The following is a 13,345-nucleotide window of genomic DNA, read 5'->3' on the forward strand; positions in this document are numbered from 1 at the left end:
CTGTGGACAACGAGAACGAGCCGATTCGGTTTGATACGAAGATTGCGGTGTTGCTGAGGGACGATCTGGCGTCCTGGCAGCGGTTGAATGTGACGGCGTTTCTGGTGAGTGGGATCGCGGCGACCAGGCCGGAGACGGTCGGGGAGGCGTACGAGGACGCGGACGGTACGGCGTACCTGCCGATGTTCCGGCAACCCGTCCTCGTCTTCGAGGGCTCCAAGGAGTTCATGGCAGCCGCTCACGGGAGAGCGCTGAGCCGGGAGATCCCGCACTCCGTCTTCACCCAGGATCTCTTTGCCACCGGCAACGACCGCGACAACCGAGCCGCCGTACGGGCCGTCCCGCAGGCCGAGCTCGACCTGGTGGGACTAGCCCTGTACGGCCCGAAGAACGCCGTCGACAAGGTGCTCAAGGGCGCGAAGATGCATCCCTAACGCGGCTCGAAGGTTCGCCACGTCCTTCCTTGGTCGGTGCTGACGGCAACCTTCTGGGCGGTCGGCCTTTCGAGCTGGATCCCGTACAGGAGCCGTTCGTCGCCGGCCAGATCGTCGAGCTGGTCCGGTACGCCGTTGAGCGGTTTCGCCCGCCCCGCGCTGATGCCGTAGAGCGACGAAGTGGGGTCGCTCAGCTTCTGCCCGAGCATGACCGCCGAGCCGTTGAAGACGACCGGCCCACCACCGCGCGCCCAGGGCTTGTCAGCGACCGTGGTCCAGTGCGCCCCGCGATCCGTCGACATCCTCAGCAGACCGATCGCCTCCAGCGTCGCGCCGTCGACCCAGGAACTCGCCACCACCGTCCGGCCGTCCGGACTGACCGCGATCTTCGCGCCCGGGTTGGCTGGATCCAGCAGCGCCTTCGCCCAGGTCTTACCGCCGTCGTCGGTCCAGGCGATGTCACTGCGCGAACCACTGGTGGATTTCCCCGTGACTACCCACCACCGTCCGGTGTTGTCCCGGACAGGCGAACGCGCGCCGTCCAGTCCGGCCGGGCGGAGTTGGCGCAGCGTGGAGTCCTGCAGATTCAGCACCCGCAACTCGCCGTTCCCACCAAGCCGGTCCGTCAGAATCTCGCCGGTTGTGAAGTCGGCCGTGGGTTTCGCATAGTGCAGTGCCGTCCGGAGGCCGTCGAGGCGAAGCAGGACGGTCTCCGGCCAAGTCGGGTCGGCAGAATCCAGCGCGGCACCCGACGGAGCGGCAACCGCGATCGGCTCGTCTCCGGCACGCAGAGCCACGAACGGCAACGCTCCACCGAGGCCGGTCACCTTGCTGCCGTGGCGGCTCACTGTGGCGCCATAGCGGCAGGGCTGCGACGCGCAATCCGCCCACGAGGCTGACCAATCTCCCGCAGTCGCCATCGCCACGGAGCGAACCTCGGCAGTCTTGCTGAGGACCACCGGATCGCTCTCCTTCACGACGGGTGGTTGCTGGCTCCGGGCATTGCCGCCCAGCGGGAGCAGCACAACCAGTACTGCGACCGTCGCACCGGCCGCCGCTGCTCCGGTGAGCACCTGGCGTCGCCTGCGCCGCCGTACGCCGCGGCGCTCGAGTTGCTCGAACGGCGCCGGTTGGACGGATTCCTGGACGGTCCAGGCGAGTTCCTTCAGTTCAGACATGGTCAGCCTCCTGAATGTCGTCGGCGAACTCTCGGACGAGCGGCGCGAGCCGGGCCCGGCCGCGCGTCAGCCGCGCCTTGACCGTCCCCTCCGGGACGTCCAGTTGGACGGCGATCTCGCGGACCGGAAGATCGACGATGTGGTGCAGGGTGATCGCTTCGCGTTGTTCGTACGGCAGCTGGCGCAGCGCTTCGACCAGCGCGACATGGTCGGGCGACATCCCCGGCACCGGTCCAGCAGGCGCCATCGCGTTGGTGACGAGCCACTGATGCCGTCCAGCGCGACGGAACCTGCTCCGTACGACGTTCAGCGCGACGGTTCGCAGCCAGGCCTCGGGATTGTCGACCTGGGCGAAGCGGCGGGGCTTCTCCACCGCCCGTACGAAGGCCTCCTGGACGGCGTCCTCGGCCTCGCCGAGGCTTCCGCAGATCGAGTACAGCTGCCCGACCAGGCGGCGGTAGCACCCGTCGTACAGGTCACGCAGGCTGTCCTGCTCCGCCATCGGCCCTCCCGTCGTCGCAAAGCTCCTTTGCTGCGACGACGCGTGGGAGGGCGAGGTTGGTTGCAGTCAGGCGAAAGAAATCAGACCCGGCGGAAGATCAGGGCTCGTTTGACCTCTTGGATGGCCTTGGTGACCTCGATGCCGCGCGGGCAGGCCTCGGTGCAGTTGAAGGTGGTGCGGCAGCGCCAGACACCTTCCTTGTCGTTCAGGATCTCCAGGCGCTGTTCGGTGCCCTCGTCGCGGCTGTCGAAGATGAACCGGTGCGCGCCGACGATGGCCTGCGGGCCGAAGTACTGGCCGTCGGACCAGAACACCGGGCAGGACGTCGTGCAGGCGGCGCACAGGATGCACTTGGTGGTGTCGTCGAAGCGCTCGCGGTCGGCCTGCGACTGGATCCGCTCCCGGGTCGGCTCGTGGCCGCTGGTGACCAGGAACGGCATGATCGAGCGGTACGCGTCGAAGAACGGCTCCATGTCGACGACCAGGTCCTTGAGCACCGGCAGGCCCTTGATGGGCTCGACGGTGATCTCCTTGTCCGGGTTCAGGTCCTTGATCAGCGTCTTGCAGGCCAGCCGGTTACGGCCGTTGATCCGCATCGCGTCCGAGCCGCAGACGCCGTGCGCGCAGGACCGCCGGAACGTCAGCGTGCCGTCCTGCTCCCACTTGATCTTGTGCAGCGCGTCGAGCACCCGGTCGCCGGGCAGCAGGGTGACCGAGTAGGTCTTCCACTCGGACTCGTCCAGCACCTCGGGGTTGTACCGAAGGATCTTGACCTTGACGTCCATCAGTACTTCCGCTCCATCGGCTTGTAGCGAGTCTGGACGACCGGCTTGTAGTCCAGCCGGATGTTCACGTTGCCTTCGGCATCGATGGTCCGGTAGGCCATCGTGTGCCGCATGAAGTTCACGTCGTCGCGCTTGTCGTAGTCCTCGCGGAAGTGCCCGCCGCGAGACTCCTTGCGGGCCAGGGCGGACACCACCAGTACTTCGGCCAGGTCGAGCAGGAAGCCCAGCTCGACCGCCTCCAGCAGATCGGTGTTGAACCGTTTGCCCTTGTCCTGCACCGAAACCTGGGCGAATCGTTGCTTCAGGCCCTCGATATCGGTCAGCGCCTGCTTCAGCGAGCCCTCGGTCCGGTACACCTGCGCGTTGATGTCCATCGTCGCCTGCAGATCGGTCCGGATCGCCGCCACCCGCTCGGTCCCCTCCGCGCTCCGCATGCCCTCGATCAGGTCGACCACGAACGCCTCGGGCTCCGGCGGCAGCTCTTCGAAATCGACCCCGGCCGCGTACTCCGCGGCGGCGATCCCGGCCCGCCGCCCGAACACGTTGATGTCGAGCAGCGAGTTCGTGCCGAGCCGGTTCGCGCCGTGCACCGAGACACACGCGACCTCGCCCGCGGCGTACAGGCCGGGGATGACGTCGTCGTTGTTGGCCAGCGCCTCGCCCTGGATGTTGGTCGGGATGCCGCCCATCGCGTAGTGCGCGGTCGGGAACACCGGAATCTGTTCGGTGTAAGGCTCCACACCCAGGTACGTCCGCGCGAACTCGGTGATGTCCGGCAGCTTCGCGTCGATGTGCGCGGGCTCGAGGTGGGTCAGGTCGAGCATTACGTACGCGCCGTCGGGACCACAGCCACGGCCTTCGCGTACTTCGTTCGCCATTGCCCGGGCGACCATGTCGCGCGGCGCGAGATCCTTGACGGTCGGCGCGTACCGCTCCATGAACCGCTCGTTGTCCTTGTTGCGCAGGATTCCGCCCTCACCGCGGGCGGCCTCCGACAGCAGTACGCCGAGGCCGGCCAGCCCGGTCGGGTGGAACTGGAAGAACTCCATGTCCTCCAGCGGCAGACCCTTGCGCCAGACGATGCCCATCCCGTCGCCGGTCAGCGTGTGCGCGTTCGAGGTGGTCCGGAAGACCTTGCCGAAGCCGCCGGAGGCGAACACGATCGACTTGGCCGAGAAGATGTGCAGCTCGCCGGTGGCCAGTTCGTAGGCGACGACACCGGTGGCGCGACCGCCGACCATCAGCAGGTCCAGCACGTAGAACTCGTTGAAGAACTCCACGTTCTGCTTGATGCACTGCTGGTACAGCGTCTGCAGGATCATGTGGCCGGTGCGGTCCGCGGCGAAGCAGGACCGGCGTACGACGGCCTCGCCGTGGTTGCGGGTGTGCCCGCCGAAGAAGCGCTGGTCGATCTTGCCCTCGGCCGTCCGGTTGAACGGCAGGCCCATCTTCTCCAGGTCCAGCACCGCGTCGACGGCCTCGCGGCACATCACCTCGGCCGCGTCCTGGTCGACCAGGAAGTCGCCACCCTTGACCGTGTCGAAGGTGTGCCACTCCCAGTTGTCCTCCTCGACGTTGGCCAGCGCGGCGCACATGCCGCCCTGGGCCGCGCCGGTGTGCGACCGGGTCGGGTAGAGCTTGGTGAGTACTGCGGTCCGCGTGCGCTTGCTGGACTCCAAGGCGGCGCGCATACCCGCTCCACCCGCGCCGACGATGACCACGTCGTACTGATGCCGCTGCATATTCAGAGGTTCCTTACTTGCAGACCGACAGCGTGGAGCTGGGGTCCAGGCAGGGATCGAAGGTGAAGATGACCAGGGTGCCGAGGACGACGATCACGATCGCCGCGGTGATCAGCAGGGCTTTCAGCCAGAACCTGGTCTGGTCCTTCTCGGCGTAGTCGTTGATGATCGTGCGCATCCCGTTGCTGCCGTGCAGCATCGCCAGCCAGAGCATCAGCAGGTCCCAGACCTGCCAGAGCGGGTTGGCCCACTTGCCGGCCACGAACCCGAAGTCCAGCGCGGTGATCCCGCCGCCGAGCATCAGGTTGGTGAACAGGTGGCCGAGCACGAGCACGACCAGGGCGAGCCCGGACAGCCGCATGAACAGCCAGCTGTAGAGCTCGAAGTTGGTCTGGCCGGAGCGGTTGCGGCCGCCGCCCTTGAGCGAGCGGGAGCGGGTGGACGATCGCGGTGCGGCGATATCGGACATCTCAGCCTCCGAAGACGTGGCTCAGGTGCCGGATCACGAACGGCACGAACAACACGACCCAGATGATCCCGACGGCGATCATCAGCTTGCGCTGGTGCCGCGGGCCCTTGGCCCAGAAGTCGACCAGGATCAGCCGGATGCCGTTGAAGGCGTGGAACAGGATCGCCCCGACCAGGCCGACCTCCATCAGGCCGACGACCGGGTTCTTGTAGGTCCCGATCACCTCGTTGTAGGCCTCCGGGGAGACCCGGACCAGCGCGGTGTCGAGTACATGGACCAGGAGGAAGAAGAAGATCCCGACCCCGGTGATCCGGTGCGCCACCCACGACCACATGCCTTCGTGGCCGCGATACAGCGTGCCGGGGGGAATGATGCGCGGTTTGCTGGGCAAACCGATCCTCCGATCGGACGACAGACCAGAGCCGGGGACCACGGCGACTCCGGGGCGTCCAGAGCAGCCTCGACGCCAAGGCGAGGAGGCCGGGGTGGCAAAGGGGCCGCGGTCGGCTCGGCCCGGCAGGAAACCAGGCCGTTCTTGATGCTATCCCTGCGCTGCGCCGGTTCCGGCACGCTCACGTGTGACATCGCTCTCTGAGACCTCACCCACGCGGTGATGACGAAGAGTGATCGAGCGCGCACCGGGCCGCTGTTGATCTCAACCGCGCTTGAACTCGGAGGATGAATGGCCCGCCGCATCCGGTCTCCAGTGGACCAGTACGGCGGACCCGGCCGGATCTAGTGTTGAACGGCGACGAGCAGACCCGGCGAGCGCCGGGAGAAGAGGGGACGAGAGTGAGTTTCTGGATCTGTGAGACCTGCGCGGTCGAGCACTCCGAGCAGGTCGAGGTGTGCGCGATCTGCGCCGACGAACGACAGTGGGTGCCCGCCGACGGGCAGCACTGGACGACGCTCGAGGAGCTGTCCGCCGCCGGCTACAAGGTTGAGGTGAAGAACGTCGAGCCCGGCCTGTACGGCGTGACGTCGACCCCGAGCGCCGGGATCGGCCAGCAGTCGATGCTCGTCCAGACTGCCGAGGGCAACCTGCTCTGGGACCCGATCGGCTACCTCGACGACGACGCGGTGGAGCAGGTCAGCGCGCTCGGTGAGGTGAAAGCGATCATCGCGAGCCACCCGCACATGTACGGCGTACAGGTCGAGTGGAGTCGCCGGCTCGGCGGCGTACCGGTCTATGTGTCCGAGGCCGATGCCGAATGGGTCGCCCGGCAGGACCCGGTGATCAAGACCTGGTCGGGCACGCTCGACCTGCTGCCCGGCGTCACGCTGATCCAGCCGGGCGGGCACTTCCCGGGCAGCGCAGTGGTGCACTGGGCAGAAGGTGCCGAGGGCAAGGGAGTGATCCTTGCCGGGGACACCATCTTCGCGAACCCGGACCGTACGTCGGTCAGCTTCATGCGCAGCTACCCGAACCGGATCCCGCTGTCCGGCGCGGTCGTCGACCGGGTCGCGAAGGCGCTCGACGTGTTCTCCTACGACCGCCTCTACGGCAACTTCGGCGCATCCATCCCGGCCGATGCACGCAACGTCGTACGCCGCTCCGCCGACCGCCACGCCGCCTGGGTCCGCGGCGACTTCGACCACCTGACCTGAGGCACGGCGTCGGACATCAAGCGGCCGCGCGCATGCTCAACCGCGTGTGCAGGTTGAGCATGCGCTGCACGCAGGTATCCCAGTCGTAGAGCTCGGCCCGCTTCCGGGCCGCAGCTCGACGACCTGGCTGCTGAACGAGTTCCAGTACTGCGTCCGCCAGCTCCCCGGCCTTCGCGGGCGCCCAGCGGCCGCAGCTGGAGTCGACCAACTCCCTTGCGCCGCCGGTGTTCGCCGTCACCACCGGCGTACCGGCGGCCAGCGCCTCCAGTACGGCGAGTCCGAACGTTTCTCCAGGGCAGACCGACAAGGCCACATCCGCCTCGGCCAGGTGGCGCGCCAGGGCGACCCGGCCGTCGACGTACCCGTGGAAGAAGATCGGCGCGCTGCCTGCGATCGCGAGCAGCTCGTCCAGGTGCGGGCCCGAGCCGTAGACGTCCAGCCGCACCGGTACGCCGCGTCGGTGCAGCTCGACTGCTGTGGCGACAGCGAGGTGTGGGCTCTTCTCGCGTGACAGCCGGCCGGCGTGGACGAGCTTGATGATCCCGTCGTCTACCGGCACGGCTCTCGATGGGTGGAACGTGTCAAGGTCGACGCCGAGCGGGATGCGGATCAGCGGCGTGGTGACCTCGTCGAACTCCGCGGCTGCATAGCGGGAGGTGACCACCACCGCGTCGTACGTGCGGCTCAGCAGTTTGTAGAGCGCGCCGACGCCGGACGCGATCCCCAACTGACGGCCCGTCCGCAGGGACAGCATCGCGTCCAAGCGTTCGTGGCTGAACAGGACCGAGCCGATGCCCTGGCGTCGCGCCCACCTCGCCACCGGCAACAAAGTCGACTTGTCGGAGATCTCGACCGTGGTCGGGCCGAACCGCTCCAGCGCCTCGATCACCTTCCACGGATCGGTGATCAGGCGGTAGCCGCCGCCGACCTTCGGTGCTTTGATGCGCACGATCGTGCCGACCTCGGTCTGCGTGACGCTGTCGCGCTCGCCGGGGGTGATCAGGATGCGGTCGGCACCGGCCTCGGTATAGCCCCGGCCCAGGTGCTCGATGGCGGTCCGCATGCCACCGGAGGTCGGGCCGACGAAGTTCGCGAGCTGGGCGATCCGCAGCGTCATGCGGCCCGCCGGACGGCCGCGACCTCGGCGAGTACCTCGGCGTAGTGCCGGTCGATCAGGTCGTCGACTACGGCCGGCCAAGTTCGCGTCTGGACCCGGCGACGGCCGGCCGCTGCCATCGCCGTACGGGCGTCGGGGTTGTCCAGGAGGTGCGCGACTGCTTCGCGGAGCGAGCCGGGTTTGCCTGGTTCGAAGAGCAGCCCGGTCTCGCCTGGCCGGATCAGGTCCAGCGGGCCGCCCGCGGCGGGGCCGACGGTGGCGACGCCGGAGGCCTGCGCCTCCTGGATGGTCTGGCAGAAGGTCTCGTGCTCGCCGGTGTGCACGAACAGGTCGAGGCCGGCGAAGATCGAGGCGAGGTCGCTGCCTCGGCGCATCCCGAGGAAGGTTGCTTTGGGCAACGTGGTTTCCAGCGCGGCGCGATCGGGGCCGTCGCCGACGATCACCAGGTGGCAGTCGAGTTCGCTCAACTCCGCGAGGCGTTTCACCTTCTTCTCCGCGGCCAGCCGGCCGACGTACCCGACGATCGGCTTGCCGTCCGGGGCGATTTCGTTGCGCCAGGCATCGTTTCGGTGCGAGGGGTCGAAGAGGTCGAGGTTGACACCGCGACCCCAGTGGTGGACTCGCGGTACGCCCTCTTGGACGAGTTGCGCGACGGCGGAGGACGACGGCGCGAGGGTGCGATCGCAGCGCGAGTGGATCCTGCGGATCCAGGCCCAGCAGCCGCGATCGGCCTTGGCGAACCACGGGTACTGCCTGGCGAAGCCGGCCAGGTCGGTCTGGAACACCGCGACCGTCGGCAACCCGAGCCGCCGCGCGCTGCGCAGCCCATAAGCGCCGAGCGCGAACGGGGCTGCCAGATGAACCAGATCAGGCCCGAACTCGGCCATCGCCCGCTCGATCGCGGGATCGGGCAGCCCGACCGGAATCTCCTTGTACCCAGGGATCCCGAAGCTCCGGGCCCGTAGTACCCGGACGCCGTTGTAGGTCTCCGGACCAGGGCCGGCGGTGATGATCAGCAGCTGGTGCCCGCGGGCAACCAGCCGGTCGGCGACGTGGCGAGCTGTGTTCGCCACGCCATTGATCTGCGGCAGGAAGCACTCGGCAACCATCACTATTCGCACAACCGAAGGTTCCCGCCCCCACATGAACCCTCAGCGACACTCCAGCAACACCCCGCAGATCCCCTGGCAACAGCCAGTCGGCACATCCGGCGGGCTGATGGGCGTAGGGAGAGACTCGGGTCACACAGCGTGCTGGATGTCACCTGGGGGATGGATACCAGTGGGTGGGTGGTCGGGCCTACGGTGGGTGGATGAGCCACCAGACCGAGTCGGGGTGGGACTTCGAGCCTGTTTACGGTCCCGACAAGCTTGCGGGATTCGACCCGGCGGAGAAGTTGGGTACGCCGGGGCAGTACCCGTTCACGCGCGGGGTCTACCCGACCATGTACACCGAGCGGCCCTGGACGATGCGGCAGTACGCCGGGTTCGGCACGGCCGCCGAGTCGAACCAGCGGTACCACCAGCTGATCGACGCCGGGACGATGGGGCTGTCGGTCGCGTTCGACCTGCCCACCCAGATGGGCTACGACTCCGACGCCGAGATCGCGCACGGTGAGGTCGGCAAGGTCGGGGTGGCGATCGACTCGATCGACGACATGCGGATCCTGTTCGACCGGATCCCGCTGGACCAGGTCTCCACCTCGATGACGATCAACGCGCCGGGCTCGGTGCTGTTGCTGCTCTACCAGCTCGTCGCCGAGGAGCAGGGTGTCGGCGGCGACAAGCTGACCGGCACGATCCAGAACGACGTACTCAAGGAGTACATCGCCCGCGGTACCTACATCTATCCGCCGAAGGAGTCGCTCCGGCTGATCAGCGACATCTTCGCGTACTGCCGGACCGAGCTGCCGCGCTGGAACACGATCTCGATCTCCGGCTACCACATGGCCGAGGCCGGCGCGACGCCCGCGCAGGAGATCGCGTTCACCCTTGCCGACGGGATCGAATACGTGCGCGCCGCGATCGCGGCCGGTCTCGACGTCGACGACTTCGCGCCCCGGCTGAGCTTCTTCTTCGTCTCCCGGACGACGCTGCTGGAGGAGGTCGCCAAGTTCCGCGCGGCCCGCCGGATCTGGGCGCAGATCATGCGTGACGAGTTCGGAGCCAAGAACCCGAAGTCGCTGATGCTCCGCTTCCACACCCAGACGGCCGGCGTCCAGCTGACCGCGCAGCAGCCCGAGGTGAACCTGGTCCGCGTCGCGATCCAGGGTCTCGCCGCGGTGCTCGGCGGCACCCAGTCGCTGCACACGAACTCGTACGACGAGGCGATCGCGCTGCCGACCGAGAAGGCGGCCCGGCTCGCGCTGCGCACCCAGCAGGTGCTCGCGTACGAGACGGACATCACCGCGACCGTCGACCCGTTCGCCGGCTCGTACGTCGTGGAGTCGCTCACCGATGAGGTCGAGGCGGCCGCGCGCGAGCTGATGGACCAGGTGGAGGAGTACGGCGGGGCCGTCGCGGCGATCGAGAAGGGATTCCAGAAGCAGGAGATCGAGCGGTCGGCGTACCGGATCGCGCAGCAGATCGACTCGGCCGAGCGGGTCGTCGTCGGGTTGAACAAGTACAAGGTCGCCGAGGAGGAGCCGTACGAACCGCTCCGGGTCGATCCGGCGATCGAGGCGCAGCAGGTCGCGCGGCTCGCCAAACTCCGGGCCGAGCGCGATCAGGCGGCTGTCGACAAGGCGCTCGCGGATCTCCAGGCGGCCGCGCGCGGCACCGACAACTGCCTCTACCCGATGAAGGAAGCCCTCAAGGCCCGCGCCACCGTCGGCGAGGTCAGCAACGCCCTCCGCGAGGTTTGGGGCGTCTACGTCCCCGCCGACACCTTCTGACCCGTACTACGTGAGCCGCCGACACCTTCTGAACGAGTTTCAGTCCAGGAGGGCGGCGGCGACCAGGACTGCGGTGCCCAGGGTGATGGCGTCTTCGGAGGGGTTGAAGCCGGGGGTGTGGAGGTCGGCTGCTGTGTCCGAGCCGGGTGGGCGGACGCCTAGACGGGCCATGGCGCCGGGGACGTGTTCGAGGTACCAGGCGAAGTCTTCGCCGCCGAGGCTCTGGTCGGTCGGGGCGACGGCCGCCGGGCCGAGCGTGTGGCCTACCGCAGTACGGAACACCTCGATGGCGGCCGGGTCGTTCATCACCGGCGGCACGCCGTGCGTGACCTCGGTGTCGACCTCCACGCCGAACGGCGCGGCCAGTTGCGCCGCCAGCGAAGGGATCAGCTCCTCAGCGAGCCGCCAAGCGTTCACGTCGAGGCAGCGCAGGGTGCCCTCCGCCTCCCCGCGCGCGGGGATCGCATTGGCCGCGGAACCGGAAGTGATTCGCCCCCAGACCAGCGACATCCCCGCCCGCGGATCGACCCGCCGCGACAACGCGGCCGGAAGCTCGGTCACCAGCGTGGCCAGGGCATAGACGAGATCTGCAGTCAGATGCGGCCGAGACGTGTGTCCACCGGGCCCGGTGAGCCGCACAAGGATCCGGTCAGCCGCAGCAGTGAGCGCACCGACGCGCAGCCCGACCTGCCCAACGTCCAGCCGCGGATCACAGTGCAACCCGTAAATACGCCGTACGCCGTCCAGCCCGCCCGCCGCGATCACCCCGAGCGCGCCGCCCGGCATCACCTCTTCGGCGGGCTGGAAGATCAGCCGCACCCGCCGCTCGAGCAGGCCGTCCCGAGCCATCCCGGCAAGAACCAGACCGGCTCCGACCAGGGCAGCAGTGTGTACGTCGTGCCCGCACGCATGCGCGACACCGTCGACGGTCGACCGGTGCGGGGCCACCACGGCGTCCGGCACGGGCAGTGCGTCGATATCGGCCCGCAGCGCGATACAGGAGTCGCCGGAGCCGATGTCGCAGATCAGCCCGGTCCCGGTCGGCAGTACCTGCGGGGACAGACCCGCCTCGGTCAGTCGCTGACGCAGTACTTCGGTCGTGCGGACCTCGTTCCAGCCGAGCTCGGGGTGCGCGTGCAGGTCGCGGCGGAGGGCGAGGGTCTCGTCGCGAACCTCGTCCACCCGCGCTTTCGAGTCCGCCACCAGCAGCTGTCCCGCAGTCGTCATCCGGCGATTCTGTCATCCGATCGGCACCCGACCGGGCCGGACCCGGCCGATGTCACGGATCGTGACCGGAACTGACAGTGAGCAAACCGTGGGCCCGGAGGCGGGAATTCACCGGTGCGTGACCTGGATCGAGCAGACGGTAGCCATACCGCAGGAGTTACGTCACAATGCTTCGCGCGCCGGTCACTTTCCGGTATCGAGGCCCTCGCGCCGTTCAAAGAAGGCTCCGCTGGCCCCTATAGTCTGCGGATGCGGCACGCTGGGGAAGGCGTGCCGGGGCAGATATTTCTGGTCGACGAAGGAGACCTCCGGTGAAGAAGTACGTGCGGGGACTGGCGATCGTGAGCGTGCTGACGCTCGCCGTCGCCGCTTGTGGCAGCAAGCCGACTGACAACGCGTCCGGCGGCAGCGCCAACAAGGACTTCAAGGCCTGCATGGTCTCGGACTCGGGTGGCTTCGACGACAAGTCGTTCAACCAGACCTCGTACGAGGGTTTCCAGGCCGCCATCAAGGCCAAGGGCCTGACCGAGGTCAAGGCGGAGTCGAAGTCGGACAACGACTACCCGACCAACATGACCGCGATGGTCAACGCCAAGTGCAAGGTGATCGTTGCCGTCGGCTTCAAGCTCGAGGACGCCACCGACAAGGCCGCGACCGCGAACCCGGACATCAAGTTCGCCATCGTCGACTCGGCCCCGGCCAAGCCGATCGCGAACGTGAAGCCGCTGCTGTTCAACACCGCGCAGGCTGCCTTCCAGGGCGGTTACCTGGCCGCGGCGATGACCAAGACCGGCAAGGTCGGCACCTTCGGCGGCATCAAGATCCCGCCGGTGACGATCTACATGGACGGCTTCGCCGAGGGCGTGCGGTACTACAACAAGCAGAAGAGCAAGAACGTCCAGGTGCTGGGCTGGGACGACGCGAAGCAGACCGGCCTGTTCACCGGTGACTTCGAGGACAAGGCGAAGGGCCAGAACACCGGCCAGAACCTGATCACCCAGGGCGCGGACATCATCTTCCCGGTGGCCGGCCCGTCGGGTCTGGGCGGTCTGCAGGCGGCCAAGGCCAGCAACGGCAAGGTCAACGCGATCTGGGTCGACACCGACGGCTGCGTGAGCGCCGCGGAGTACTGCTCGGTGTTGATCAGCTCGGTGAACAAGGGCATGGACGTCGCCGTCCAGGACGCCGTCACCTCCGTGGTCGACAACAAGTACGACAGCAAGCAGTTCGTCGGCACGCTGGAGAACGGCGGCACCTCGCTGGCTCCGTTCCACGAGTTCGACGGCAAGGTTCCGGCCGAGGTGAAGACCGAGCTGGACCAGATCAAGGCCGACATCATCTCCGGCAAGATCACCATCGCGTCCAAGGCGCAGCCGGCCGCGTCCTGATC

General features: G+C 67.8%; 13 protein-coding genes. 4 read left to right on the forward strand and 9 right to left on the reverse strand.

Annotated features, from left to right (window positions below; all coding sequences use genetic code 11):
- The first annotated feature begins 47 nt into the window (after positions 1–47).
- Complete coding sequence (locus DIZ26_RS26825; RefSeq protein WP_232828618.1) at positions 48–434, forward strand: DUF2000 family protein; 387 nt, start codon at positions 48–50, stop codon at positions 432–434.
- Here the strand turns inward: DIZ26_RS26825 and DIZ26_RS26830 are convergent.
- From DIZ26_RS26830 to sdhC, 6 genes are all read right to left on the reverse strand, one after another.
- The gene (locus tag DIZ26_RS26830) at positions 431–1,612 is read right to left on the reverse strand and encodes a beta propeller repeat protein (RefSeq protein ID WP_112246399.1); all 1,182 of its coding nucleotides are present in this window, start codon (positions 1,610–1,612) and stop codon (positions 431–433) included. The genes DIZ26_RS26825 and DIZ26_RS26830 overlap by 4 nt on opposite strands.
- On the reverse strand, positions 1,605–2,114 hold the full coding sequence (locus DIZ26_RS26835; RefSeq protein ID WP_112246401.1) for an RNA polymerase sigma factor: 510 nt from the start codon (positions 2,112–2,114) through the stop codon (positions 1,605–1,607). The genes DIZ26_RS26830 and DIZ26_RS26835 overlap by 8 nt, the downstream gene beginning before the upstream one ends.
- A gap of 80 nt (positions 2,115–2,194) precedes the next feature.
- On the reverse strand, positions 2,195–2,899 hold the full coding sequence (locus DIZ26_RS26840) for a succinate dehydrogenase iron-sulfur subunit (protein ID WP_112246403.1): 705 nt from the start codon (positions 2,897–2,899) through the stop codon (positions 2,195–2,197).
- Entirely contained in the window at positions 2,899–4,641 is a 1,743-nt protein-coding gene (gene sdhA, locus DIZ26_RS26845; protein WP_112246405.1) for a succinate dehydrogenase flavoprotein subunit, read from the reverse strand. The genes DIZ26_RS26840 and sdhA overlap by 1 nt, the downstream gene beginning before the upstream one ends.
- Positions 4,642–4,654: 13 nt before the next feature.
- Positions 4,655–5,110, reverse strand: a complete 456-nt coding sequence (locus DIZ26_RS26850) for a succinate dehydrogenase hydrophobic membrane anchor subunit (RefSeq protein ID WP_112246407.1) — start codon at positions 5,108–5,110, stop codon at positions 4,655–4,657.
- A 1-nt stretch (position 5,111) separates the two neighbouring features.
- Positions 5,112–5,501 (reverse strand): succinate dehydrogenase, cytochrome b556 subunit, encoded by a 390-nt coding sequence (sdhC, locus tag DIZ26_RS26855; protein WP_112247130.1) that lies wholly within the window; start codon positions 5,499–5,501, stop codon positions 5,112–5,114.
- A gap of 401 nt (positions 5,502–5,902) precedes the next feature.
- On the opposite strand from sdhC, the gene DIZ26_RS26860 reads away from it, so the two are divergent.
- Positions 5,903–6,718, forward strand: coding sequence for an MBL fold metallo-hydrolase (locus DIZ26_RS26860; protein WP_112246409.1), 816 nt, complete (start codon positions 5,903–5,905; stop codon positions 6,716–6,718).
- Positions 6,719–6,734: 16 nt separating this feature from the next.
- On the opposite strand, the gene DIZ26_RS26865 is transcribed toward DIZ26_RS26860, so the two are convergent.
- Both DIZ26_RS26865 and DIZ26_RS26870 read right to left on the reverse strand, forming a co-directional pair.
- Positions 6,735–7,835, reverse strand: a complete 1,101-nt coding sequence (locus DIZ26_RS26865) for a glycosyltransferase (RefSeq protein WP_112246411.1) — start codon at positions 7,833–7,835, stop codon at positions 6,735–6,737.
- Positions 7,832–8,956: a glycosyltransferase family 4 protein gene (locus DIZ26_RS26870; protein WP_198676301.1), complete on the reverse strand. Its 1,125-nt coding sequence runs from the start codon at positions 8,954–8,956 to the stop codon at positions 7,832–7,834. The genes DIZ26_RS26865 and DIZ26_RS26870 overlap by 4 nt, the downstream gene beginning before the upstream one ends.
- A 191-nt stretch (positions 8,957–9,147) precedes the next feature.
- Here DIZ26_RS26870 and DIZ26_RS26875 point away from each other — a divergent pair, with 191 nt between their 5' ends.
- Positions 9,148–10,728, forward strand: a complete 1,581-nt coding sequence (locus DIZ26_RS26875) for an acyl-CoA mutase large subunit family protein (RefSeq protein ID WP_112246415.1) — start codon at positions 9,148–9,150, stop codon at positions 10,726–10,728.
- A gap of 39 nt (positions 10,729–10,767) precedes the next feature.
- On the opposite strand, the gene DIZ26_RS26880 is transcribed toward DIZ26_RS26875, so the two are convergent.
- The gene (locus tag DIZ26_RS26880; protein WP_112246416.1) at positions 10,768–11,955 is read right to left on the reverse strand and encodes an amidohydrolase; all 1,188 of its coding nucleotides are present in this window, start codon (positions 11,953–11,955) and stop codon (positions 10,768–10,770) included.
- 311 nt (positions 11,956–12,266) lie between these two features.
- Here DIZ26_RS26880 and DIZ26_RS26885 point away from each other — a divergent pair, with 311 nt between their 5' ends.
- Positions 12,267–13,343, forward strand: a complete 1,077-nt coding sequence (locus DIZ26_RS26885) for a BMP family lipoprotein (protein WP_112246418.1) — start codon at positions 12,267–12,269, stop codon at positions 13,341–13,343.
- Positions 13,344–13,345 lie beyond the last annotated feature (2 nt).

Source organism: Kribbella monticola, assembly GCF_003261635.1.
GTDB classification, from domain to species: Bacteria; Actinomycetota; Actinomycetes; order Propionibacteriales; family Kribbellaceae; genus Kribbella; species Kribbella monticola.

Excerpts from the sequence above, each read along its gene's own strand:
- DIZ26_RS26830 (WP_112246399.1), bottom strand. The coding sequence starts at position 1,612 with ATGTCTGAACTGAAGGAACTCGCCTGGACCGTCCAGGAATCCGTCCAA.
- DIZ26_RS26835 (WP_112246401.1), bottom strand. The coding sequence starts at position 2,114 with ATGGCGGAGCAGGACAGCCTGCGTGACCTGTACGACGGGTGCTACCGC.
- DIZ26_RS26840 (WP_112246403.1), bottom strand. The coding sequence starts at position 2,899 with ATGGACGTCAAGGTCAAGATCCTTCGGTACAACCCCGAGGTGCTGGAC.
- sdhA (WP_112246405.1), bottom strand. The coding sequence starts at position 4,641 with ATGCAGCGGCATCAGTACGACGTGGTCATCGTCGGCGCGGGTGGAGCG.
- DIZ26_RS26850 (WP_112246407.1), bottom strand. The coding sequence starts at position 5,110 with ATGTCCGATATCGCCGCACCGCGATCGTCCACCCGCTCCCGCTCGCTC.
- DIZ26_RS26865 (WP_112246411.1), bottom strand. The coding sequence starts at position 7,835 with ATGACGCTGCGGATCGCCCAGCTCGCGAACTTCGTCGGCCCGACCTCC.
- DIZ26_RS26875 (WP_112246415.1), top strand. The coding sequence starts at position 9,148 with ATGAGCCACCAGACCGAGTCGGGGTGGGACTTCGAGCCTGTTTACGGT.
- DIZ26_RS26880 (WP_112246416.1), bottom strand. The coding sequence starts at position 11,955 with ATGACGACTGCGGGACAGCTGCTGGTGGCGGACTCGAAAGCGCGGGTG.